Raw genomic sequence first — 26,060 nt, 5'->3', positions numbered from 1 at the left:
GCATTCAGAAGCGGCGCCGGTAGAAGCGCCACAGCAGACGCAAGTCGTGCCAGACGGGCACGCCCGACAGCAGGGTCAGCACGCCGGCGAGCAGGATGGTGGCGGCGGGAAAGCCGATGTGCTTGAAGGCCAGGGCGCCGCTGACGCCGCCGATGAAGAAGCTGGCGATCAGCAGGCTGTGCGTTCGCAGCTTGCCGCGGTTGACCTTGACCATCCGGTCCGGCAAGTGGCGCCGGTTGTAATACGCCATCTTGCCCAGTTCGATGCCGATATCGGTGGACAGGCCCGTCACGTGCGTGGTGCGGATGACGGCGCCCGAAATCTTGGTGATGATGGCGTTCTGCAAACCCATCACAAAGCACAGCAGCAAGATGGTGACGGGGCCCAGCACGTCGGGCATGGCGGCCAGGTAATTGCCCGTCAAGCCGAACAACAGTAACAAGGCCGCTTCCAGCAGCAGGCTGGCGGCAAACTGGCTGTGCAGCCGGCGCCGCTTGCCCCAGTTCACCATAATGGCCGTCACGGCCGCGCCGCTGACGAAGGCCAGCCAGGCGCCCAGCGCGGCCAGGGCCATGGTGATATTGCCCAGCGCCAGGTCGTCCGCCATGCCCGAGACGATGCCCGTCATGTGCGAGGTATAGCCGCCGATGGCCAGGAAGCCGCCCGCATTCACGGCGCCGGCCACCAGCGCCAGCACGCAGCCCAGCTGCAGGTTGGCTTGCGTGTCGCGCGCCGATCCGCTCAGGCGCGACAGGTAATGGAGCGGCATGTCCGGGCCGGCCTCAGGCTGAGGCGCCGAAGATGGCTTGCCACAGGCGCATGACATGCTCCGCATGCACGCGCACGCGCTCCGGTTCCACGCGGGCCAGGTCTTGCCCCTGCAGGCGCAGCTGGTGCTGCAGTTTGCGCAGCGCGCGGTAGGCGTCGGCGACCAGGGCGGCCAGCTGGGCATCGATCAGTCCCAGCTCGCCGCACAGGCGCAGCAGGGCGATATTGCCCGAGTTGGCCGTCAGTTGCGGGTACTGCGCCGCATGCTGCAGCACCAGGTATTGCACCATGAATTCGATATCGATCATGCCGCCCGGATCCTGCTTCAAATCGAAGCTGCCCGGACGGGGTGGATGCGCATCGAGCATCTTCTTGCGCATGGACACCACTTCACCCTTGAGCGGGCCGTTTTCCGGCCTTTCCTTGCGCAAGATCGTGTCGCGGATGCGCTCGAAATGCTTGCCGATGCTGACGTCGCCGGCACAGAAGCGTGCGCGCGTCAGGGCCTGGTGTTCCCATACCCAGGCCGCGCTGCCCTGGTAGCGCTCGAAGGCCTGCACGCTGGAAACCAGCATGCCCGAGGCGCCATCGGGGCGCAGGGCGATATCGATGTCGAACAGGATGCCGGCCGAGGTGTGCGAGGTCATCCAGGTAATGAAACGCTGCGCCAGCTTGGCGTACAGGCCGGGCGCGTCCTGGTCATCGTCGTCGAACAGGAAGATGACGTCCAGGTCCGAGACATAGCCCAGTTCCTTGCCGCCCAGCTTGCCATACGCGATGACGGCGAATTTCGGCACGTCGCGGTGGCGCGTGGGTAAGGTTTGCCAGACGGCTTGCACGGTGGCGGCGACGATGATGTCGGCCAGCTGCGACAAATAGTCGGCCAGCTTTTCCACGCTGAGGTCGCCCGCCAGGTCTTGCGCCAGGCACTGGAACAGCTGCGCATGGTGTGTTTCGCGCAGGATATCCATCTGCCGCTCCGTGTCGCCGGGCGCGTCGTCGAGCTGGCGCTGCAAGTCCAGCGCCAGCGCGGCCGGGTCCGGCACGCTGTTGCGGATGCGCTCGTCTAACAGTTCATCGAGCAGGATCGGATGCTGGGTGAGGAAGGTGGCGGCCCAGCCGCTGGCGCACACCATGCGCACGACACGCTCGAGCGTATGCGGATACTCCGTCAGCAGCGACAGATAGGCCGAGCGGCGCGCGATCGCTTCGAGGAAATCGAGCAGGCGGCCCAGGGTGGCCAGCTGGCTGGCGTTACCGTTGGACACGGAACAATCGGTGATCAGCGGCAGGGCCGAATTGACGAGGGCCACCAAACGCGTGCGGCTCGCCTCGGGCAAGGATTGCAAGCGGGGCGCTTGCCACGTGGCCAGCAGGCGGCGCGCGCAGGCGGCCGGCTCGTGGAAACCCAGGGCGGCGAAGCGCGCCTCGATGGCTTCCTGCTGGTCGGAGGCGGCGCAGTCGTTCGACGTCTGCGGGTCGATGCCCGTGTCGGCGGGCGGCGCGCCGCTGCTCTTGTCGCTGAACATCTCGTCGAACTGGCCGGCGACGAACACGCGGTGCGCTTCCAGCCGGGCCAGCAGGGTGGGCGTGTCGGGCAAGCCCATCATCTGCGCCACGATGAGACGGTCGGCGTCGTTGGCGGGCAGGGTATGGGTTTGCGCATCATCGAGGTATTGCAGCCGGTGTTCCAGGTTGCGCAGGAATGTATAGGATTCCAGCAACTGTTCCACGATGGCCGGCTCCAGCAAGCCTTTGTCGGCCACCGTGCGCAGGGTGGCGCGCGTGGAACGCTCGCGCAGCTCGGCGTCGCGCCCGCCCCGTATCAATTGAAACACTTGCGCGAGGAATTCGATTTCGCGGATGCCGCCGCGGCCCAGCTTGACGTTGTTGCTGCGGTCCGGGTGCAGCCGCTCCTGGCGGTTGACCTCGGCGCGGATCTGGCCGTGCATGGTGCGGATGGCATCGATGACGCCGAAATCGAGGTAGCGGCGGAAGACGAAGGGGCGCACGATGGCGTCGAGCGAGGCAATATCCTCGGCCTTGCCCGTCACGGCGCGCGCCTTGACCCAGGCGTAGCGCTCCCATTCGCGTCCCTGCACGATCAGGTATTGTTCCACCATGCCCAGGCTGGCGGCCAGGGGGCCCGAGTTGCCGTTCGGTCGCAGTGCCATGTCGACGCGGAAAGTAAAACCGTCTTGCGTGATCTCGGCCAGGGCGGCGATCAGTTTCTTGCCCATGCGAATGAAAAACTCGTGGTTGGACAGGCTGCGCTGGCCCGCTGCGGTGACTTGCGTGTCGCCATCTTCCGGGTAGACAAAGATCAGGTCGATGTCCGACGAAACGTTGAGTTCGCCGCCGCCCTGCTTGCCCATCGCCAGCACCATCAAGGCCTGCTCCTCGCCCGACTCCTCGCCGATGGGCATGCCGTGCAGGGCCACCATCTCGGCCATGATGGCGTCCACGTGCGTGCGGATGGCGAAATCGGCGAAGTCCGTCATGGCCGTGACGACTTCGTTCAAGTCGGCTTGGCCGCCAAGATCGCGTGCGATCAGGCCGCAGACGAGCAGGTTGCGCAGGCGGCGCATGGCCCGCTCGGGCGGCAGCGGCGGCGTGGCGGCGTGCGATTGCCCGGCCAGCGCGGCGGCAAAATCGAGCCCGTCGAGCGGCGCGCGCACCAGTTGCGCTACCTGCGCGGCGCGCTCTGGGGCGGCGTCCAGCCAGCGCTGGTAGAAACGGGAGGCGGAAATCAAAGGCTGTGTGCTCATGGTATCGTTAAGTGTCTCGTGGATGCGGCGTGCAGGTTCTTGTTTAACTTGGCTGCGAACGGCGGGGGATGCGGTAAAATTGTGCCGCTGGCTTCACCGCCGGCAATGCGTGCCCCTCCGGACGATGGTAAGGGAGGCTTTGCTCAGACGCAAGCGCAAGGGTGCAGGCGCGCACCACGAATGCAGACGATTTTTGCCATTATTTGACGCCGGGCCAGTTTATTAGCTTATTGATGCAAAAACCGCCAGAAGCAAGCGTGACAGAACATGTGCCATTGGCCCTGCGCTGGCAGCGGCTGCGTGCCGCCTATCGCATGGCCAACCTGGCCACCCATCATGTATTAGGTTTTACCATCAAACTGGTGCTGCTGGCGTATTTCGCCTTCTCCGTGCTGTTTTTATTCCTGCGCTACGCGATCTTGCCGAATATCGATTATTACAAGGGCGATATCGAACGGGCGGCCAGCCGCGCGCTGGGCAATCCTGTCAGTATCGCGCGCATTTATGCCTCCTGGCATGGCGTGCGGCCCAATCTCTTCCTCGGTGACGTGGCCCTGCGCGACCAGGCGGGCCGCCAGGCGCTGAGCCTGCCGAGCGTCTCGGCCACCGTATCGTGGTGGAGCGTGCTCGGTTCCGTGCGCTTCACGACCCTGGAAATCACGCGGCCCGACCTGGATGTGCGACGCAGCACGGATGGCAAGCTGTATGTGGCAGGCGTGCTCGTCGACAGCACGCAAGGCAGCGATGGCAAGGGCGCCGACTGGCTGCTGTCGCAGCATGACATCATCATTCGCGACGGCAAGGTGCGCTGGACGGACGAAGCGCGCGGCACGCCCGAGTTGGCTTTGTCCCAGGTCAACTTGCTGCTGCGCAACCGCTGGCGTAGCCACCGGCTGGGCTTGCAGGCCACGCCGCCAGCCAGCCTGGCCGCGCCCATCGATGTGCGCGCTCACTTCACGCATCCGCCCTTCAGCAAGCGCATCTCGGATGTGTCGATGTGGAAAGGCGAGCTGTACGCGGACCTGAAAAACGCCGACCTGGCCGCCTGGCGCCGCTATCTCGATTACCCGTTCGAACTGAGCCAGGGCAAGGGCGCGCTGCGCGCCTGGTTGAGCCTGGATCACGCGCGCCTGGCCGGCTTCACGGCCGACGTGGGCTTGACGGACGTGCAGGCGCAGCTGGGCGAGCGTATCGCGCCGCTCGACTTGCTGTCGGTCAGCGGGCGCATCTCGGCAAAAGAAGAGCTGTCGGCGCAGGCGCCGGACGGCAAGCCAACCTTTGGCGCGAACGGCCACCAGGTCGAGCTGACGAATTTCGCGGTGGAAACTCGAGATGGCCTCAGCCTGCCGCCCACGACCCTGTCCGAGCGCTATATTGCCGCCACCAGGCGCAAGCTGGCGCGCACGGAAATCACGGCCAAGTCGCTCGATTTGCAAACGCTGGCCGCGCTGGCCGACAAGCTGCCGCTGGGCGAGCAGCAGCGCCAGCGCCTCGACGCCCTGGCGCCGCGCGGGCGTTTGCAGGATTTCTCGGCGCAATGGGAAGGGGAGATGGCCGCGCCCGCCAGCTACCGCCTGCGCGGCAAGCTCATCGACCTGGGCCTGAATGCGCAGCCGGCGCGCCTGGCCGTGGCGAAGACGGCGAGCAGCCCCGCGCAGGCCGCCGCACCGGCCATTCCCGGCTTCGACCACCTGACTGGCAGCATCGACGCCAACGACAAGGGCGGCAGCATCGCTATCGATGCGCACGACCTGGTGCTGCAGTTTCCATCGTACCTGAGCGAACCGGCCATGCCGTTCGAACAATTCGCCATGCAGGCGCGCTGGACGTTTGAGGCGGAGAATATGCTGCAAGTCGGGCTGGACAAGCTGGACTTTAATCAGCAAGGCTTGCGCGTCGCCTTGCAAGGCACGCACCGCCTGCCGCTTGACGGCAAGAACCTGGGCCAGGTCGACCTGGCGGGCACGATCGACAATTTCCAGATCAACAGCATCGGCCGCTACCTGCCGCTGCAAACGCCCGAGCACCTGCGTCATTGGCTGACGGGGGCGCTGGAAGGCGGCGTGGCGCGCGATGTCAGCCTGCGCCTGCGCGGCGAACTCGAACACTTCCCGTTCAAGGCCGACACGCCCGCCCAACGCAATCGCGGCGATTTCCGCGTGGCCGGCAAGATCGAGAATGGCACCCTGAATTACGCGCCCGGCGAATTTGCCGAAAGCGGTCCGCTGGCCGGCAAGGCGCCCCTGTGGCCGCAGGCGGACAAGATCAAGGGCAGTTTCGTGTTTGAACGGGCGCGCATGGAAATTCGCGGCGACACGGCCACCACGGGCGGCGTGGCCTTGACGAATGTGAAAGCCGTGATCCCGGACCTGACCGTGTTCGACACCTTGCTCGACATCGAAGGCAATGCGGCCGGCCCGATGCAGGAGTTCCTCAAGTACGTGACGGCCAGCCCCGTGCTGGGCTGGATCGAGCATTTCACGGATGAAACGACGGCGACGGGCAATGCCAAACTGGCCCTCAAATTGCACTTGCCGATCGAGCGCATGCTGGAGTCGACCGTGCAGGGCAGCTTGCAGTTGGCGGGCAACGACGTGGTGCTGTTCCACGACATGCCGCCCGTGCTGGGCGCGCAGGGCAAGATCGAATTCAACGAAAAGGGCGTCAACCTGAACGGCTTGAACGGCAACCTGCTGGGCGGGCCGCTGGTCATCTCGGGCGGCACGCAGCCGGACAATTCCATCCAGGTGAAACTCGCCGGCAACATGACCGTCGACGGTTTGCGCAAGACCTATCCGGCGCCCGTGCTGCAGCGCCTGGCGAAGCATTTGAATGGCGGCGCCCGTTACAGCGGCTTGATCACGGCGCGCGACCACCAGGTGGTGGTCAATGTCGAGTCGCCGCTGACTGGCCTGGGCCTGGATTTCCCCGCCCCCCTGAAAAAGCCGGCCGGCGACAGCCTGCCCGTGAAATTCACCCTGACGGGCAATGCGGCCAATGCCGCCGGCCTGCGCACGGACGATATCCGCATCGCGCTGGGATCCGGCATCGCCGCCCGTTACCAGCGCCAGAAGCAGGGCAAGGACGCCTGGCGTCTGGTGCGCGGCGGCATCGGCGTGAACGTGCCGGCGCCTGAGCCGGACAGCGGCATGATGCTCAACGTGAATATGAAAACGCTGGACGTGGACAGCTGGATCGATGCCGGCAGCGAAATCGCCGGCAGCGCCACGGCGCCGGCCGACAGCGCCGCCGCCGACGATGCGCCCGATATCGCGCAATACGTGGTGCCGGACATGATGGCGGCCCGTGCCAGCGAACTGATGCTGGGCGAACGCAAGCTGGAAAACGTGGTGGTCGGCGCCACGCACCAGAAAGATGTGTGGCAAGCCAATATTGACGCGAAACAAGTGTCCGGCTACGTGACCTGGCTGGAAACGCCGTCCGGCCTGGGCAAGATGACGGCGCGCCTGTCGTCCCTGATCATTCCGGAGTCGGCCGCCAACGACGTGAAGAATTTGTTGGAAGGAAAAAGCGGCGCCCAGTCCATCCCTTCGCTCGATATCGTCGCCGAGCAATTTGAATTGTTCAACAAGAAGATCGGCCGGCTGGAGTTACAGGCCTATAACACCATGGCGGCGGGCGGCCGCGAATGGCGCGTGGGCAAGCTGCAACTGTCGAATCCCGATGGCGCCCTGAGCGGCAATGGCAAGTGGGTCATCAAGGATGGGCAAAGCACGACCAGCCTGCGTTTCGGCCTCGATATCGTCGATGCGGGCAAGTTGCTCGACCGCTTCGGCTTTGCCGACACGCTGCGCCGCGGCAAGGGCCGATTGAGCGGCGACATCGCCTGGAATGGCTTGCCGTATTCGCTGGACATTCCCACCCTGTCGGGGCAGATCGAGATGAACGTGGAATCGGGCCAGTTCCTCAAGCAGGATCCGGGCGCCGCCAAGCTGTTGGGCGTGCTCAGCCTGCAAGCCTTGCCCCGCTTGCTGAAACTCGATTTCCACGACGTGTTTTCCGAAGGCCTGGCCTTCGACGGCATCACGGCCAACGCCAGCATCAAGCATGGCGTGGTGACCACCGACAACCTCAAGATGCACGGCGTGGCGGCCACCGTGCTGATGGATGGCACGGCCGATATCGCCAATGAAACGACGAATTTGCATGTGGTGGTGATCCCGGAATTCAACCTGGGCACGGGGCCGCTCGTGTATGCGCTGGCCGTCAATCCCGTCATTGGCCTGGGCAGTTTCCTGGCGCAATTGTTCCTGCGTGCGCCCGTGATGAAGGCGCTTACTTACCACATGCAGATCGCCGGCCCGTGGAAGTCGCCCGTCGTGACCAAGCTCGATGGTGGTAAATTGGAAGCCGTCGCCGTGCCTGCCGCCGCTGCGGTGGAGGCCGTGGCGAAATAGGCGAGGCGTTCGAATGGAGATGAGGTGGCAATGATGCATACAGTGGCAGCAGTACAAATGATTTCCTCGCCGTCCGTGGAAGACAACCTGGCCACGGCGCGGCGCCTGGTGGCGCAGGCCGCCGCCGGCGGCGCGCAGCTGGTGGTGTTGCCCGAATACTGGGCCATCATGGGCCAGCAGGAAACGGACAAGCTGGCCCATGCGGAACAGCCCGGCAGCGGACCGATCCAGGATGGCATGGCGCAGATGGCGCGCCAGCACGGCATCTGGCTGATCGGCGGCACCTTGCCCCTGATTTCGGGCGAGGAGGGCAAGGTCCTCAATACGACGCTGGTGTACGACCCGCAAGGCGCGCCTGCCGGCCGCTACGACAAGATCCACCTGTTCGGTTTTACGCGCGGCACCGAGTCGTACAACGAATCGCGTACCATCGTGCCAGGCGCGCAGGTGCGCTCGATCGAGACGCCGTTCGGCCGGGTCGGCCTGTCCATCTGCTATGACTTGCGCTTTCCCGAACTGTACCGGGCCATGGGCGATTGCGCGCTGATCGTCGTGCCGGCCGCGTTTACCCATACGACGGGCAGCGCCCATTGGGAGGTGCTGCTGCGCGCGCGCGCCATCGAAAACCAGTGCTACGTGCTGGCCTCGGCGCAGGGCGGCTTGCATCCGAACGGCCGCCGCACGTGGGGGCACAGCATGCTGATCGACCCGTGGGGCGAAGTCAAAGCCGTGCTGCCCGAAGGCGAGGGCGTGGTCAGCGGCGAGATCGACCTGGTGTTCCTGGCCGGCGTGCGCGAGTCGCTGCCGGCCCTGGCGCACCGCACTATGTGAGGAGGACTTGACATAAGTTGCTGTCAGGTACTGAGAATGAGTTGAATATAATTAGCGAGTGCAAAGCTATGAAGCCATTTGAACCCAATCTGTCCAGCCTGGCCGTGGCGCGCGATATCCTGCTCACGCCGTTCGGCCTGGATGAAGACAAGCTGCTCAAAGCCCTGGGCACGATGTTTACGCACAAGGTCGACTATGCCGACCTGTATTTCCAGTCGACCAGGAGCGAAGGCTGGAGCCTGGAAGAGGGCATCGTCAAGACGGGCAGTTTTTCCATCGACCAGGGCGTGGGCGTGCGCGCCGTGTCCGGCGACAAGACGGCCTTTGCCTATTCCGACGACATTTCCGAGCGGGCCCTGCTGGAAGCGGCGGCGGCCACGCGCACCATCGCGCGCGCCGGTTCGGGCAAGATCAAGATTGCGGGACACACGCTGGTGCAGGGCGGGCGCTCGCTGTACCTGCCCGACGATCCGCTCGCCTCGCTGGACGCCACGGCCAAGGTGCAATTGCTGGAACGCGTGGAAAAGATGGCGCGCGCGAAAGATCCCAGAGTGGTGCAAGTGATGGCGGGCCTGGCCGGCGAGTACGACGTGGTGCTGGTGCTGCGCAGCGACGGCGTGCTGGCGGCCGACATCCGTCCGCTGGTGCGCGTGTCGCTGACCGTGATCGCGGAACAGCATGGCCGCCGCGAAACGGGCTCGGCCGGAGGCGGCGGACGCTACAGCTATGACTATTTCAGCGATGCCGTGCTGGACCAATACGCGACGGACGCCGTCAATTCGGCCCTGGTGAACCTGGATGCGCGCCCGGCGCCGGCCGGCCCCATGACCATCGTGCTGGGACCGGGCTGGCCCGGCATCCTGCTGCACGAAGCGATCGGCCACGGCCTGGAAGGCGATTTCAACCGCAAGGGCTCGTCCGCGTTTTCCGGGCGTATCGGCGAGCGCGTGGCCGCCAAGGGCGTCACCGTGGTCGACGACGGCACCCTGGCTGGCCGGCGCGGCTCCCTGAATATCGATGACGAGGGCAACCCGACGCAGTGCACCACCCTGATCGAGGACGGCATCCTGAAGGGGTACATCCAGGACACGATGAACGCGCGCCTGATGAAGATGCCCGTGACGGGCAATGCGCGCCGTGAATCGTTCGCCCACCTGCCCATGCCGCGCATGACGAATACATATATGCTGGGCGGCGACAAGGACCCGGGGGAGATCCTCGCCTCCGTCAAGAACGGCCTGTATGCCGTCAACTTCGGCGGCGGCCAGGTCGACATCACGAACGGCAAGTTCGTCTTCTCGGCCAGCGAAGCGTACGTGATTGAAAACGGCAAGCTCAGCTACCCGGTGAAGGGCGCGACCCTGATCGGCAATGGCCCGGACGTGCTCAACCGCGTTTCCATGATCGGCAACGACATGCGCCTCGACTCGGGCGTGGGCATCTGCGGCAAGGAGGGGCAGAGCGTGCCCGTGGGCGTGGGGCAGCCCACCTTGCGCCTGGACGGTATTACCGTCGGCGGCACGGCTTAGATCGCCATTTCAGGAACCTACTGCGCAGCCCACTCTTGAGTTTGCGTTGCTCGCTGTACCTGAAGTACAGCTGCGCTACTCAACCCAATATTGGGCTTGCTCGCTACGGTTCCTGAAACGCCTGATACGTTGAAAATATGACGAAATTCAGAACTTGTACTTCACCCCCGCACTGATGAAGCGTCCTGCCGCGCCCGCGTAGTCGAGCGGGTTGTAGCCCGTGGCGCCATACGTGAGCGGGTCGAGCGGGGCGATCTTGTCGAACAGGTTTTGTATCGTTGCAAACACTTCCAGCTTGGGCGTGGCGAGCCAGCGGGCCGTCAGGTCCACCGTGGTGAACGAAGCGATGCGGCAGCCGCGCGGTGCGTCCGTGCCATCGGCGAAATGCGTGGCGCAGCCGTCCGGGTCATTCTTGAACAGCACGTTGTCGAGCTGCGCGCGGTAGTTGACGTTGGCGGTGACGCGCCAGCTCTGGCGTTCCCAGGTGGCGCCCAGGTTGATGCGGTCGTCCGGCGTACCCATGCAGTTTGAGATATCGCAATTGCCATGTGTGCCGGCAAAATCGCGCCGCGTGCCGTCCTGTTCCGTGCGCAGCCATTTGTACAGATGCGTCCATTTCAGGTCGAAGGTCAGGCTGCCGTAGCCGCTGTCGAGGTTGAAGCGCTGGCGCGCGTCGACGTCGATGCCGCGCACCGTTGTTTGCGCCGAATTCACATAATTGGCCAGCACGGCGGTGATGGCGCCCGGATCGCCGGCGATGCCGGTGGCCGTCGACGGGTCGCGCGCCACGTGGCCTTCGGCGATGGCGGTGTCCGTTTGCTCCTGGTTGATTTCATTCTTGCGGCGGATTTGCCACAGGTCGACGGAAATGCTGGTGCGCGGCAGCGGGTCCCATACGGCGCCCACCGAATAGCTGCGCGAACGTTCGGGCGACAGCTTGGGATTGGGCGAGGTGATGACGGCGATGGAAGCCGGATCGCAAGCGGCTTCCACGCCCAGAGCGCAGCGCAGCGGATCGCTGGCGGTGGAGAACGCGGCCAGGCCGCCGACGCCGTTTTCCGCCGCGCTGGGGGCGCGGAAACCCTTGGCGAAGGTGCCGCGCAGGGCCAGTTCGCGCACGGGCGTCCATTTCACGCCCACTTTTGGCGTGTAGGAATTGCCCACGTCGGTGAAATGGTCGGCGCGCAGGGCGCCCGACAGTTCCACCGTCTTCAGCACGGGCGCCAGCACTTCCGCATAGATGGCCGAGGCGTTGCGGCTGCCCTTGTAGGCGGAATAGCCGAGGCCGATGATATTGCCCCGTTCCGTGCCCGTGGTCGGTTTGAGTTCCGTCGATTCGTGGCGGAATTCCGCGCCCACGGCCACGCCCAGGCCGCCGCCGTCAAGCTTGGCCACCTCGCGGCTGGCCTTGAAGTCGATCTGCGCGATATGCGTCTTGGCGTCGTTCGAGATGCGCGGCGACAGGGCCGCGTACAGCGCGGGCGAATTGAGGCCCGCGTTTTCCGCGATGCGCCACAGGCTGCCGGCCGGCAGGGCCGCATATGCGGGGTTCAGGCTGGCCCGCTCCACATTGGTGGCGGTGGGGTTGAGCAGGGCGAAGGCGACGTCGCGCTGCAGGTAGCCATCGAGCTTGTTCGACACCTTGTTCTGCGAGTACAGCAGGGCGCTGTCGATATCCCAACCCGCCACGGCGCCCTTGATGCCGGCGACGAAGCGCATGAACGTGGAATCGACTTCCGACAGGCGCGGCCCCACGTCGGCCGCCAGGTAGCGCAGCCGCGCCGCCGTGCCGAAATACGGATTGTCCGGGTGGGCTGCGCCCAGCGACACGCCCGCATTGCTGACGGGGCCGCCCGGGTAGCCCACCGAGCCGCTGACCGTCGAGGGCGTGGTGGCCGAGTGCGATTCGCTGTGATACAGATTCAGCTCGGCATACGTCTGCAGGGCCGGCGTCAGTTGCCAGGCGCCACGGCCGAAGAAATTGATGTTTTTTTGCCTGGGCTGGATCTGGCCGTACTGCTGCGCGGCATCGGTCAGGCAGCCGCCGCCCGGGTCGCCCTGCGGATGCGTGGTGAAGTTGCCGCAGGCGGCGCCGGGGAAGGTGCGCGTAAAGCCCGCGCCGGCCAGGTTGCCGCGGTTGTAGTAGTCGAGCGTGTCGGGATTGCGCACATTGCCGTTGACGGCGCTGCCGGCCGCATTGTTGGTGGTGATGGCGCCCGCGCCGCTGAGGGTTTCCTGCGCGCTGAAGCCCAGGTCGCGCAAGTCGCTGCGCCCGACGGCGCCCCGCCCGGCACGGTCGCGGTTCCAGATGGCGGCCTTTTCGCTGTATTCGAGGTTCAGCAGCACGTTGTAGCGGTCGCTGTCGATGTCGCCGAAGCCGTGCGTGATGGCGGCGCGCGCGTCGCGCCCGTCCCAGTCCTTCGTCTTGCCGTAATTGCCCTTGATGGCCGTGCCCTGGTAGTCGCGCCGCAGGATCACGTTGACCACGCCGGCGATGGCGTCCGAGCCGTAGATGGCCGAGGCGCCATCCTTGAGGATTTCCACCCGTTCCACCGCTTCCAGGGGAATGATGTTCAGGTCGGCAAACACTTTCTGGCCATCGTCGGCCAAGCCATACGGCGCCACGCGGCGGCCATTCAGCAGCACCAGGGTCGAGGCCGTGCCCAGGCCGCGCAGCGACACGCCGGAGGCGCCGGCGGCAAAGCCGTTGCCGAAGGAGGTGGGCACGGAGCCCTGGTTGTCGACGGCCAGGGTCTGCAGCAGTTCGGCCACGCTGGACTTGCCCGACTTTTCGATGTCGGCCGCATTCAGGGTTTGCACGGCCGATGCCGTTTCCGCCTGCGCGCGGCGGATGTTCGAGCCGGTGATTTCCACGCGGGCAATGGGTGCGGTGTCCTGCGCCAGGACGGGTAGACTCAGCAGTGCACTGGCCAGTGCCAGGCCCAGCCTGGGGGGGGGAAAGGTAGCGGAATGCAAGGATGGTGTAGGGATCATGCGGTTCTCCGGAAAGGTCAGGCAGTCAAAGGTCATCGATACGTCCTTGAGTTTTGTCCGTGCGGCGACACCGGGACTAGACCTGGATCAAGGAGTGCCCTGCTTCTCGTCGATAGAATGGCCGGCGTGGCGTGGTTGCCACGACGGGCACAGCGGTGGTGCCGGGTGTGCAGAGTCGCAGCGAGATTCACAGCGCGCAACTTTTTATGCTTTTTTGCGGGTTATGCAGTGTAAAACGGCGGCGACATGCGGCTTTGCCGACAAATATGCTTGCCAACCCTTGCAATTTAGGTTTATAGTCGTTCATCACTTACGGATGACTCGCATGTTCGCTCGCCACTTTTTTACCGCTTATTTTTACTTTAGCAATTCCAACCCAAAGGCGGTGGAGTAGCGGTCGGTTCACGTAGCAGCAAAACGAGATCCCAGCAAATTCTAAAAAACCGCCACTGATGGCGGTTTTTTTTTACCCAGATGTTTTACCCATCCTTAAATTTTGGAGAAAATGATGCCCCGCACCGATGATTTGCGCATTCGCGAAATGAAGGAACTGACTCCGCCGTCCCACCTGATCCGCGAATTCGCCTGCTCGGAGCAAGCCGAACAGACTGCCGCCAGCGCTCGCATTGCCCTGCACCGTATCCTGCATGGCCAGGACGACCGCCTGATGGTGGTGATCGGCCCTTGCTCCATCCACGACACCAAGGCGGCGATGGAATATGCGCGCCTGCTGGTCAAGGAGCGCGCGCGTTTCGCGGGCGAACTGGAAATCGTCATGCGCGTCTACTTCGAGAAGCCGCGCACGACGGTGGGCTGGAAGGGGCTGATCAACGACCCGTACATGGATAACAGCTTCCGCATCAACGACGGCTTGCGCATGGCGCGCGAACTGTTGCGCGATATCAATGAGCTGGGCTTGCCGGCCGGTACCGAGTTCCTCGACGTCATCAGCCCGCAATACATCGCCGACCTGATCAGCTGGGGCGCCATCGGCGCGCGCACGACGGAGTCGCAGGTGCACCGCGAGCTGGCGTCGGGACTGTCCTGTCCGGTCGGTTTCAAGAATGGCACGGACGGCAACGTGAAAATCGCCGTGGAAGCCATCAAGGCCGCCTCGCAGCCGCACCATTTCCTGTCCGTCACGAAGGGAGGGCACTCGGCCATCGTCTCGACCAACGGCAACGAGGATTGCCATATCATCTTGCGCGGCGGGAAAACCCCGAACTATGACGCGGCCAGCGTGGACGAGGCGTGCAAGGCCATCGCCGCGCAAGGCCTGGCGGCGCGCCTGATGATCGACGCCTCGCATGCGAACAGTTCGAAAAAACCGGAAAACCAGATTCCCGTGTGCGCCGACATCGCCAGTCAGGTGGCAGGCGGCGACGGCCGCATCGTCGGCGTGATGGTGGAGTCGCACCTGGTGGCGGGGCGCCAGGATCTGATCCCGGGCAAGGAATTGGTGTATGGCCAGTCCGTCACGGACGGCTGCATCGACTGGAGCGCCAGCGTGGCCGTGCTGGAAAACCTGGCGCAAGCCGTCAAGCAGCGCCGCTTGCAGGGCGACGCGGAATAACGTGGCGCGCAGCATGAAAAAAAGCCCGGAAAGCTAAGCTTTCCGGGCTTTTCAGTTTTCAGCTCGCGGCGAGCTTAGAACTTGTAGGTGGCGCGCACGTAGAAAGTGCGGCCCAGCGGATCGGCGTAACGCGGATCGTAGCCGGATTGGAAGGTGCCGATCTGGTTACTGAACGGTGGATCTTCGTTCAGCAGGTTTTTCACGCCCACGGTGACTTCGGTGTTCTTGAAGCCCGAGTACGCGCCCGACAGCGACCATACCGAGTAAGCCTTGACGCTTTGCTCGAATTGCGGATCGACATAGTTCTGGTCGCGGTAGCCGCTCATGTACTTGTTCGACAGCGTGGCATTCCACTTGTCCAGATTCCATTGCAGGGAGGCATTGTGTCTCCAGCGGAATACCGGTGCATTGTCGCCATACACGCCGACGTTCTGCACGAATTCGCCGCCGCGTTCGTTCTGGTACTCATACTTCTGTACCCAGGTGCCGTCAAAGGCGAACGTGAAGTTGCCATACTGGCTGCGTGGCAATTTCCAGTTCAGGCCCAGGTCGATGCCCGAGGTGTGCATTTCGCCCAGGTTGCCCAGGGTGGCCAGCACGTAATCGAGCTTGCCGTCAGCGGTATAGATGAAGTTGCTCTGATACTTGGCGTAGTTGTCGAACAGGGTCTGTTCGGCCACAGTGCCGATCTTGTCGCGCAGCTTGATCTGGAAGTAATCGAGCGAGACGGTCAGCGACTTGGTCGGCTCGATGACGATACCGGCGCTGAAGGTTTTCGATTTTTCCGGGCCGACGTCCGGATTGCCGCCCGAACGGATGTATTGCTGCGCGCCGCAGGCGACGTTGCTGTTGGCGCCAGGGATCGGTACGCCGCCTGGGCACAGGCGTGGATCGTCGTACTTGTTGGCCGTGAAGGTCTTGGTTTGCGGGCCATGCAGGTCATACAGCGTTGGCGCGCGGAAGCCTGTGTTGTAGGAGCTGCGCAGCAGCACCTGGCTCGTTGGCTGCCAGCGTACGCCGACTTTCGGGTTGAAGCTGCCGCCGACGTCGTTGTAGTGGTCATAACGGGCTGCCAGCGACAGTTCCAGGTCTTTCACGACAGGAATGCTCAGTTCCGAAAAGATGGCGGAGATGTTGCGGCTGCCCGACTGGTTCTGCGCTTCGGCGTAGCCGGAGCTCGATGCCTGGCCAGCCAGGTCGCGGTTCACATTGTATTCCGCCTTGTCGTTGCGGAATTCCGTGCCGACGGCGAAACCGACGGCGCCCGCCGGCAGGTTGAACAGCTCGCGGCTGATCTTCGCGTCGACCGCGGTGCTGGTCATCTTCGCGCTCAGGTATTCGCCCTTCAGGACGGAATCCTTCAGGTATGCGGCACCGGCGGCGCTCTGCTCGCCGAATGGGTTCAGGATGCCATTGCCAATGCCGTCGATGATGCGCTGGTCATTCAGGTAGCCGCCCGTGAAGGCGCTGGTGGCCTTGCTGACGGAGTAGCTCAGGCCGACGTTGTAGTCCCATGCGCCCAGGACGCCTTCGGAAGCCAGTACCAGGCGATCCGAGGTGCTGGTGTCGAAGCCGCTGCGCTGGCCCGACGCCACTGGACGCCAGCTGATGTCCAGCGGTTCGCCCGACAGGCCTGCCACGGCTGGCACACCGCCGCTGCCGCCTGGATAGTAAGGCGAGCTCGACGACATGAGGATGCCGATGTTCGACATCGGCGGCGGCGAGATGCGCGCTTCGTTGGTGCTGCGCGAGTGCAGGTATTCGATGGTGGCCAGGTGATCCTGGTTCAGCTTGAAGCTGGCCTTGCCCAGGAAGGATTCCTGCTGGGTTTTCGGGATGGCCTGGATGAATGGCGTGACATCCATGGCGCAGGTGCTCTTGCCCGAGGTATTCTTGTACAGGTTCTCACCCACGCAACCGCCGGCGAAGGCCGGGTTGCCGATCAGGCCATTGCCCGTATCGTAGAAGTTGGCCGGGAAGGTGGTGCCGCTCAGGTTATCCACGCCCTTGCTCGGGATATAGCCGCTCTTCGAGAAGGAACGGTCTGCCGTGCTCAGCGCCGCCTGGCGATGCACGTCGACGACGCCGAAGACGTTGAAACCGTCTTTGTTCAAGTCGCCATAGCCGCCGGACAGGTTCAGGCGCGACTCGTCGCCGCCGCCCGCTTTCTGTGGCTCGTAATGTTCGACCGTGACGGAGCCGCCTTTGACGGAACGCTTGGTGATGAAGTTGATCACGCCGCCGATGGCGTCCGTGCCGTAGATGGCGGAAGCGCCGTCACGCAGCACTTCGACACGCTCCAAGGCAGAAATAGGGATGATGTTCAGATCGACGGACGAGCCGTTGAACGGGTGGCTGGCGATACGGCGGCCGTTCAGCAGGACCAGGGTCTTGTCGCCGCCGATGCCGCGCAGGTCGGCGACGGATTGGCCGCCCGTGCCGGAGCCCACGGATTGCGAGCTGCTTTGCGAGCTTTGATTCATGGAAATGGTGGACAGGACTTCTTGTGCCGTCGTCAAGCCTTGCTTGGCGAAATCGTCAGCCTTGATCGAGGTGATCGGCAGCGCCGTCTCCGATGCCAGGCGCTTGATGCTCGAACCCGTCACTTCCACGCGTTGCATGGCGCCATCTGTTGTTTCTTGCGCATATGCGGCGTGCATGCCCAGGGCCAAACTGCCAGCAAACATCAGGCGCAGCGACCGAGACATTACATTTTCTATCATCATCTGAAATTCCTTGTTATTGTGATAAAGGCGGCAATTATTTTGAAATAACTTGTTGCTTGCCAACAATTTATTTGCCTTTTTGAAAATCCACCAATGAAAATTCTGTAAATTTTCCGGGCCCTCATCAAAACATTCACGATTCAGATTGTCAATTTCGTGCGGACTTTTTGGACGAAACGCAACATTTTCCTGTTTTTTTTATAATCCTTCAGTAATAAAGTATCGTGAACCCTTGTCAGTCCTGTTCAGATGCGTAAAAATAAAACGGCGCACATCATCGCTGATGGCGCCGCTTTTCTGTTGCTGGCAAGCTGTTGCCAGCGCTGCCTGTTTTATCTGTTGACCTGAAGTTTCCCTTAAAACGTATAGCTGCCGCGCAAGTACCAGGCGCGCCCGATCGGGTCCGTGTAGCGCGGGTCGTAGCCTTTCTGGAACAAGGTGCCCTGGTTCGAGAACGGTGGTTCCTTGTCGAACAGGTTTTTCACGCCGGCCGTCAGCAGCAAGCCTTTCCACACATAGCTGCCCGACACGTTCAGCAGGCTGTACGACGGCACATCGTGGCGGAACTGCGGATCCACCTGGTTCTGGTCCGTGTAGCCGGACTTGAACGATTGCGACACGGTGGCGCCCCAGTTGCCCTTGCGCCAGTTCAGCGCCGCCGTATGTTTCCAGCGAAATACGGGATTGTTGTCCGCGTAGCGGCCCACGTTGGCGATGAAGGCGCCGGCGCGCTCGTTCTGGTAGTCATACTTGTGGGTCCAGGTGCCATCCACCGACACGCTGAAATCGCCATACGCGCCGCGTCCCAGGCGGGCATTCAGGCTGACGTCGATGCCGTCGGTCTTCACTTCGCCGAGGTTGTCGTTCAAGTCCAGGATGGCGTAGGGCGAACCGTCGGGATTGCGCAGGAACAAGGCCTTGTATTTTTCGTAGTTGCCGTAGATGGATTGTTCGGGCAGCGACGAAATCTTGTCCTTCAGGTGGATGTTCCAGTAATCGATGGCAAGCGTCACTTCCTTGACCGGTTCGAGCACGAGGCCGACGGCGAAGGTGGTGGATTTTTCCGGTTTCAGCTTCTCATTGCCGCCTTGCAGCTTGAATTGCTGCAAGTCGCAATCGCGCAGGGGATTGGCGCCCGGCTGCGGCACGCCGCCGGGACACAAAATCGGGTCGTCGTAGGAATCGTTGGTATCGTTCTTCGACGGCGGCGCATTCTTTTCAAACAGGGTGGGGGCGCGGAAACCCGTGCTGGCCGAGCCGCGCAGCACCAGCGCGCTGCTGGCCTGGTAGCGCAGGGCCAGCTTCGGATTGGTGGTGCTGCCCACGTCGCTGTAATGGTCGAAGCGGGCCGCCAGCTGCACTTCCAGATCCTTGATCAGCGGCAAGTTAATTTCGCCGAAGACGGCCTGGATCGTGCGCGAGCCGCTCTTCGACAGCGAACCGGACAGGCCGGAACTGGCGGCCTGGCCGGCGATGTCGCGGTTGACGTTGAAGTCGGCCTTTTCGCGCCGTACTTCGCCACCGAGCGCGATGGCCAGCGGGCCGCCGGCCAGCTGCATCAGATCGCGGCTGCCCTTGATGTCGAAGCCCGTGGTGGTGACCTTGGCGTTCTGTACTTCACCGCGCAGGGCCGTGCTGGCCAGGTAAGTCTTGCCGGCCGCATCCTGCTCGCCGAACGGGTTCAGGATGCCATTGAGCACGCCGGCGGCAAAGCTCGCATCCTGCACGTAGCCGTTCGTGAATTTTTCTGACGATTTGCTGATGGCGTGGCTCAGCCCCGTCTTGTAGTCCCAGCCGGCCAGTTCCCCCTCCAGCGCCAGCACCAGGCGGTCCGCCTTGCCGTCCGAATCGATCTGCCGCTGGCCCGCTTCCACGGGGCGCCAGTTGACGCTCAGCGGCTGGCCCGACAGGCCCGGCTGGGCCGGCACGCCGCCCGCATTGCCCGGATAATATTTGCTGCTAATGGGCAAGATCAAGCCCGTTTGCGGCGGCGGCGCCGTGCGTGCCTTGACCTTGTTTTCCGAATGCAGATATTCCACGGTGGCCAGGTGGCCGCCGCCGAGCTTGAAGGCGCCCTTGCCGAAGAAGGCTACCTGCTCTTGCGCGGGCAGGTCGTCGATCTGCCGCGTGTAATCCTGGCGGCAAGTGCCATTCGCCGGCACGGCCGGCACCGACAGCGGCGGCAAACAGCCGCTGGCTGCGTAGGGATTGCCGGCCAGGCCCTTGCCGCCGTTGGCCGCCGCATCGAAGTAGTTGCCGGGGAAGGTGGTGCCGCTGGTGAGCGACAATCCCCGCTCGGGAATGATGCCGGTCCTGGAAAAATCGCGGTCCTGCGACGTGAGCACATTTTGCTTGTGGTAGTCGACCACGCCGAAGATATTGTAGCCGTCACTGTCGAGCTTACCGAAACCCGTCGACAGGTTGAGGCGGTGCTCGCCGCCGCCCTTGTGTTCTGGCGCGACGACCTCGGCCGTGATATTCGTGACGTTGACGGAGCGCTTGGTGATGAAGTTGATGACGCCGCCGATGGCGTCCGTGCCGTAGATGGCCGAGGCGCCGTCGCGCAGCACTTCGACGCGTTCCAGGGCGGCAATCGGGATGATGTTCAGGTCGACGCTGGCGCCGTCATAGGGGTGGTTGGCGATGCGCCGGCCATTGAGCAGCACCAGGGTCTTGTCGCCGCCCAGGCCGCGCAAGTCGGCGCTGGCCTGGCCGCCCGTGGGCAAGCCGCTGGTATTGCCGCCGACGGCATTGCCGCTGCCCATGCTCGACGCATTCGAGGGGATCTTGCCCAGTACTTCCTGGGCCGTCGTCAAGCCCTGTTTGGCGAAATCCTCGGCCTTGAAGATGGAGAGGGGCGTCGCCGTTTCCGAGACGAGGCGCTTGATGGAGGAACCGGTGACTTCGACCCGCTGTATGGCTGGCGGGCCCGCTGCGTCGGTTTCCTGCGCCATGGCCGCATGGCCGTACGCGCCGAGCAAGGCGGCGCACAACAGGCGCAAGGTAGGGGAGGGACTGCGGGTTTGCGTCATCTGACACTCCTGTGGCATGGGTTTGGCCAAGTGGCTAGCAAGGGAGTTTTACAGGCGCACAGGAGGTAAGGTTTGCGCTAGCGCAATAGGCGTGTGGATGTGTGTCGTTGCGCCACAGTCGCGGACGAAAAAAAAGGCGGTGATTGCTCACCGCCTTGCGTCAGGATACGGCCGTCAGCTTAGAAGAATTTATAGCTGGCGCCCAGTTTGAAGTAGCGGCCGATGGCGCCGCTGGCGTCCATCGGGTTGTAGCTCATGCCGCCATAGGTCAGCGGGTCGAGCGGTGCGATCTTGTCGGTCACGTTGTTGATCGAGGCAAACAATTGCAACTGTTTGTTGACGTTCCAGCGCGAGGACAGGTCGAGCGTGGTGAACGAGGCGATCTTGCAACCGTTCGGCGCCGGCGTGCCGTTGGCCAGCTTGGAAGCGCAAGGCTTGCCTTCGAACAGGATGTTCTTCATGTCCGAACGGTAGTTCAGCACGCCGCTGACGTTCCAGTTGCCCAGGTCCCACGAGCCGGTGAGATTGATCTTGTCCTTCGGCGTGCCGGCGCAGTTGGACGTATCGCAATTGCCATGCGTGCCGGCGAACTGGTAGCGCACGGTGGACGACTCGGCCCGTACCCACGAGGCGATGTGGGTCCAGGTCAGGCCGAACGTGGCGCGGCCGTAGTCGCCCAGGCGCACGCGCTGCTTGACGTCCAGGTCGATACCCTTGATCTCGGTGAAGCTGGAGTTGCGGTACGGCGCCTTGGTGATCAGCAAGGTACCCGTGTTCGGCGTGACGACGCCATTGATGGTCAGGTTGTTGTCGGCGCGGATGGCCGTCGGCAGGGCGGCCGCCTCGTTGTACGGCAGCGGGTTGATCTCGTTTTCACGCTTGATCTTCCAGCCGTCCAGCGACAGGCTGGTGTCGTTGAACGGATCCCATACGATGCCCAGGGTGTAGCCCTTGGATTTTTCCGGCTTCAGGCTGGGGTCGCCGATCTTGACGGCCGCCACTTGCAGTTCGCAGTCGCTGGCATTGGCGCCCGGCAAGCGGGTGCCGCCCGGGCAGCGCACGGGATCGCTGACGGTCGAGGTACCCGTCGATTGCGAATTGGCGTTGCTTTCGGCGGGGCCCGGAGCGCGGAAGCCTTCCGAATACGTGCCGCGCACGGCGAAGGTTTTCAGCGGCGTCCATTTGGCGCCCAGTTTCGGCGTGGTTGACGAGAAACGGTCATATTTGTCGTAACGCAAGGCACCCGACAGTTCCACCGTCTTGATGACGGGCGCCAGCACTTCGAGGAACACGGCCGAGACCTTGCTGTCGCCCTTGGCTGCCACGTAGCTGGAGTTGATGGAACCGTTTTCCGTGCCCGACAGCGATGGATTGTCGAGCTTGTCGCGGCGATGTTCGGCGCCCACGGCCAGGCCCAGCGCGCCGCCCGGCAGTTGCATCAGCTCGCGCGTGGCCTTGAAGTCGATGATGTCGAGCTTGGTGGTGGAATCGGAGGTGGCGTTGGTCACCATGGCCGCATACAGCGAGGCCGGATTCTTGCCCGCCTGCGCACCGATGTAGTACGGGAAATATTTGCTGTTCGGATTGCCCAGCGCATCCTTGACGACGGCCATGTTCAGCATATTGCTGTAATCGAGGTGCAGCTTCGATTCCGAATGCGTATAGCCGGCATCGTAGTCCCAGCCCATGGCGTTGCCCTTGACGCCGAGCACGATGCGGTTGAACTCGTTGTTGGCCTGGCGCGTGCTGGCGCCCACGTCGAAGGCCTGGTAGCGCACGCGCACCGGCACGCCGTACGGATTTTGCGGGTGGTTGGCGGCCAGCACGATGGTGGTGCCAGCGCCGGAACCGTAGTTGACGACGCCGGTCGGACTGGTGGCGTTCGGCGGGAAGGCGATGGTCGGCGTGATCGATGGCGGTATCAGGGTGAAGGCCGTGTCGCGCTTCGAGTAGCCCGCTTCCGCATACACCTGGGTGTCGGCATTGACTTGCCACGTGCCGCGCGTGTACAGGTTGATCGATTCGATCTTCGGCTGCATCGAGCGGAACTGGTCGTGGTGCCACAGGCAGCCGCCCTTCGGATCTTGTGGTGACGACACGGACAAGGTGGAGCAGCCGGGCAGCGATACATAGTTGTTGGTGACGGGGTCGCGGATCAGGCCCGTCGGCGCGGCATTCGCATCGTTGTTGCCATTGATGTAGCCGCCGGCGAACTGGGTGTTGATCGCATAGCCATACGGACGCAGGTCGGCCTTGCCTATCCATTTGCGGCCGGCGCGGTCGCTGTTCATCAGCATGTCCGATTTGCTGTACTCGGCATTGAGGACGACATTGAATTTATCCGTGTCCAGGTTGCCCTTGCCGAAGGTCAGCGAGGCGCGGTGCTGCTTGGCGTCGCTGTCGCCGGAGATGCCCGTGTCGCCTTTCAGGGTCAGGCCTTCGAAGTCCTTGCGCAGGATGATGTTGACGACGCCGGCGATGGCGTCCGCGCCATACGTGGACGAAGCGCCATCCTTGAGGATTTCGATGCGCTCGACGATCTGCATCGGCACGGTGGACAGGTCGGTAAAGCTTTTCTGGCCGTCATCGGCGCGCGCGAACGGCGCCATGCGTCGGCCATTGAGCAAGACCAGGGTCGAGGTGGCGCCCAGGCCGCGCAGCGAGATGGCCGTGGAACCGGCGGCAAAGCCGTTGCCGAAGCCCGTTGGCAGGGAGCCGGCGCCATCGGCCGTCAGCGTTTGCAGGTATTCGGCGACGGTGGCCTTGCCCGATTTCATCAAGTCGTCGCGGGTGATCAGCTGTACCGGCGATGCGGTCTCGGCCGTGGCCCGTTTGATGCTCGATCCTGTAATTTCCACACGTTGTACATTGGCGTCTTGCGCCATTGCCGGCGCAGCCATCATGCCAAGGCTGAGCGCTGCTACGCTACCCGAAAAAATCAGGCGTACGGAGCGGGACATCACTGTTTCCATCATCATTCTCAAAACTCCGAAAGTAAGTTCGGCTGGCCGGTTTGCGGCACAACCTCGCTAGGCTAAAAAAGATTGCTGCGTCGGCAATCGCTGTGGGTCAAACGGCATACGGTGCGTTGCCGTGATTGATAAGACCATTTGCCGAGAAACCTTGTCAACGCTGGAATGTGATCTTTCAGCACGGAAACAACAGTGTTTTTTCCAATATTGCAGTGTTTTCAAGATGATAATTTCTATAATGCTGCGCTGCGATATATGCTTTCTGCCAGCGGATTGAAATGACGCTCATTCGTGGATGTAAGGGTTTCTACCAATACGCTTTTTTGCGGTGCCGATCAGGCTATGTTGCGTTGCGGCAAATACTTGCGATGCCACGAGCGGCCCTTGCCGCGCGTTGTACGCATGCTGCGGCTTTTCGCCCGGCGAACAAAATATGCGTTATCGTTACGCCTTTTTCCAGCTCGCCTGCATGCGGGCAGGCTGGCGACGAACAAGGCATAGATCTTGCGAGGATGGACTGGTTTTGGCGGTGGAATCCTGTATCCCAGGGGGAAGCCAGTACAAGCGCACCAATACGGTGCGACGGATAATCGAGATGAAGGGTATTACATGAAGTCACCATGGATGCGGCGCGTGGCGCTGCTCGCCTGTCTGGCCACCCTGCCGCTGGCGGCCGTTGCCGTTGACGCCGCCCCTGCGGCCGCGCCGGTCAAAACCTTGCGCTATATCCTGCCGGCCGCCGAGACGGGCTTCGATCCGGCCACCGCGCGCGACCTGTATTCGAACCACATCACGCAGGCTGTCTTTGACACCCTGTACACCTATGATTACCTGGCCCGTCCCGTGAAGGTGGTGCCCGGCGCGGCGGCGGCCATGCCGGAAGTGTCGGCCGACGGCAAGACCTACACCATCCGCCTGAAGAAAGGCATCCTGTTCACGCCCGACGCCGCGTTCGGCGGCAAGCGCCGCGAACTGACGATGGCCGACTATGTGTATTCGTGGAAGCGCCTGTTCGACCCGCGCCTCGCTTCGCCGCACAGCTGGCTGTTCGAAGGCAAGGTGGTGGGGCTGGACGAGCTGGCCAAGGAAGCGGCCAAGTCGAACAAGCTCGACTTCAACAAGAAGGTGGCCGGCCTGGAAATCCTCGACCCGTACACCCTGCGCATCACGCTGACCAAGACCGATTTCAATTTCCCCATGATCCTCGCCTACGTGCCGACGGCCGCCGTGGCGCGCGAAGTGGTGGACAAATATGGCGACGTGAAGGGCGAAGTGGGCTCGAATCCCGTCGGCACCGGCTATTACACGCTCGGTGAATGGACGCGCGGCAACCGCATCGTCCTGAACCGCAATCCGCAGCACTTGCCGGAAACGTGGAATTTCATGGCCGGCGACGATCCCGAAGACCAGCGCATCGTGCGCCAGATGCAGGGCAAGCGCATTCCCGCCATCGACCGCATCGAAATTTCCGTCATGATCGAAGACCAGTCGCGCTGGCTGTCGTTCCAGAGCGGCGGCACGGACGTGTTCTGGCTCGACGGCCCGCTGGCGCCGAAAGCACTGCTCAACGGCAAGCTGCGTCCCGAACTGGCGGAGAAGGGCGTGCAACTGTCGCGTCTGCTGGACCCGGAAATCAGCTATTACTACTGGAACATGGAAGACCCGACCCTGGGCGGCTTCAGCAAGGAAAAGATCGCCCTGCGCCGCGCCATTGCCATGGCGCACAATATCGATGAGGAAATCCGCATCATCTGGAATGGCCAGGCCAAGCGCCTCGACTATCCGATCCCGCCGGGCGTGGTCGGCTACGACCCGCACTACAAGAGCCTGCTGCAATACGATCCCGTGCTGGCGAACAAATTGCTGGACAAATTCGGCTACAAGAAGGGTGCCGACGGCTGGCGCACTTTGCCGGACGGCAAGCCGCTCTTGATCCGCTACGCTTCGCGCAACGAAGCCAATGGCGTGCTGCAGGCGGAAATGTGGCGCAAGACCTACAACTCGCTGGGCATCCGCATGGAAAACGACCGCATGATCTTTTCCGACATTCTCAAGACGGAAAAGCAGTGCAAGATGCAGACGCGCACGGCGCCGTGGCTGGCCGACTATCCGGACGGCGACAACTTCATGCAGCTGTTCTACGGCCCGAACACGCACCAGAACAACAACGGCTGCTACCAGGACCCCGAGTACGACAAGTGGTACGCGGCTAGCCAGGCCATGCCGGCCAGCCCCGAGCGCGACGAACTGTTCCACAAGATGGCGCGCCGCCTGGAAGTGAACGCGGGCGCCCTGATCGGCTATGCGCGCTACCGCAACATGCTGGCGCAAAAGACGGTGCAAGGCTACAAGAAGCACCCGATCCTGTTCCAGGAATGGGCGTACATGGATATCGACAGCACGGGCGTACCGGTTGTTGCTCCGGCTCCCGCCAGCAAATAAGCGCGGC

11 protein-coding genes are annotated in these 26,060 nt (G+C 63.2%); 5 read left to right on the top strand and 6 right to left on the bottom strand.

Annotation, left to right across the window (positions count from 1 at the left end; translation table 11 throughout):
• Positions 1 to 4: 4 nt before the first annotated feature.
• Together J0O65_RS02330 and glnE are read right to left on the bottom strand one after the other, a co-directional pair.
• Positions 5 to 769, bottom strand: coding sequence for a YoaK family protein (locus tag J0O65_RS02330; RefSeq protein WP_215403744.1), 765 nt, complete (start codon positions 767 to 769; stop codon positions 5 to 7).
• Between the two features lie 13 nt (positions 770 to 782).
• A complete protein-coding gene (gene glnE, locus J0O65_RS02325; protein ID WP_215403742.1) occupies positions 783 to 3,536 on the bottom strand; it encodes a bifunctional [glutamate--ammonia ligase]-adenylyl-L-tyrosine phosphorylase/[glutamate--ammonia-ligase] adenylyltransferase in 2,754 nt (917 codons plus the stop codon).
• 233 nt (positions 3,537 to 3,769) lie between these two features.
• Here glnE and J0O65_RS02320 point away from each other — a divergent pair, with 233 nt between their 5' ends.
• The 3 genes from J0O65_RS02320 (at position 3,770) to tldD (ending at position 10,314) form a co-directional block, all read left to right on the top strand.
• Positions 3,770 to 7,954 (top strand): YhdP family protein, encoded by a 4,185-nt coding sequence (locus J0O65_RS02320; RefSeq protein WP_215403740.1) that lies wholly within the window; start codon positions 3,770 to 3,772, stop codon positions 7,952 to 7,954.
• A 30-nt stretch (positions 7,955 to 7,984) separates the two neighbouring features.
• The gene (locus J0O65_RS02315; RefSeq protein WP_215403739.1) at positions 7,985 to 8,785 is read left to right on the top strand and encodes a carbon-nitrogen hydrolase family protein; all 801 of its coding nucleotides are present in this window, start codon (positions 7,985 to 7,987) and stop codon (positions 8,783 to 8,785) included.
• A gap of 68 nt (positions 8,786 to 8,853) precedes the next feature.
• On the top strand, positions 8,854 to 10,314 hold the full coding sequence (gene tldD / locus J0O65_RS02310) for a metalloprotease TldD (RefSeq protein WP_215403737.1): 1,461 nt from the start codon (positions 8,854 to 8,856) through the stop codon (positions 10,312 to 10,314).
• 147 nt (positions 10,315 to 10,461) lie between these two features.
• Here the strand turns inward: tldD and J0O65_RS02305 are convergent, their stop codons facing one another.
• Positions 10,462 to 13,308 carry a TonB-dependent receptor gene (locus tag J0O65_RS02305; protein ID WP_215403735.1) on the bottom strand — a complete coding sequence of 949 codons (2,847 nt, stop codon included), beginning with the start codon at positions 13,306 to 13,308 and terminating at the stop codon, positions 10,462 to 10,464.
• Between the two features lie 508 nt (positions 13,309 to 13,816).
• On the opposite strand from J0O65_RS02305, the gene aroG reads away from it, so the two are divergent.
• A complete protein-coding gene (gene aroG / locus J0O65_RS02300; protein ID WP_285896773.1) occupies positions 13,817 to 14,881 on the top strand; it encodes a 3-deoxy-7-phosphoheptulonate synthase AroG in 1,065 nt (354 codons plus the stop codon).
• A gap of 74 nt (positions 14,882 to 14,955) precedes the next feature.
• Here the strand turns inward: aroG and J0O65_RS02295 are convergent, their stop codons facing one another.
• From J0O65_RS02295 to J0O65_RS02285, 3 genes are all read right to left on the bottom strand, one after another.
• Complete coding sequence (locus tag J0O65_RS02295; protein WP_215403732.1) at positions 14,956 to 17,589, bottom strand: TonB-dependent receptor; 2,634 nt, start codon at positions 17,587 to 17,589, stop codon at positions 14,956 to 14,958.
• A gap of 374 nt (positions 17,590 to 17,963) precedes the next feature.
• On the bottom strand, positions 17,964 to 20,639 hold the full coding sequence (locus tag J0O65_RS02290) for a TonB-dependent receptor (protein ID WP_215403730.1): 2,676 nt from the start codon (positions 20,637 to 20,639) through the stop codon (positions 17,964 to 17,966).
• 179 nt (positions 20,640 to 20,818) lie between these two features.
• Positions 20,819 to 23,599 carry a TonB-dependent receptor gene (locus J0O65_RS02285; RefSeq protein ID WP_215403728.1) on the bottom strand — a complete coding sequence of 927 codons (2,781 nt, stop codon included), beginning with the start codon at positions 23,597 to 23,599 and terminating at the stop codon, positions 20,819 to 20,821.
• 621 nt (positions 23,600 to 24,220) lie between these two features.
• On the opposite strand from J0O65_RS02285, the gene J0O65_RS02280 reads away from it, so the two are divergent.
• A complete protein-coding gene (locus J0O65_RS02280) occupies positions 24,221 to 26,053 on the top strand; it encodes an ABC transporter substrate-binding protein (protein WP_251373301.1) in 1,833 nt (610 codons plus the stop codon).
• Positions 26,054 to 26,060 lie beyond the last annotated feature (7 nt).

The sequence above is a fragment of the Janthinobacterium sp. JC611 genome (assembly GCF_018682595.1).
Taxonomy (GTDB): domain Bacteria; phylum Pseudomonadota; class Gammaproteobacteria; order Burkholderiales; family Burkholderiaceae_D; genus Janthinobacterium.
The sequence above is the reverse complement of the archived record's forward strand: the minus strand, read 5'-3'. Positions and strand labels throughout refer to the sequence as shown.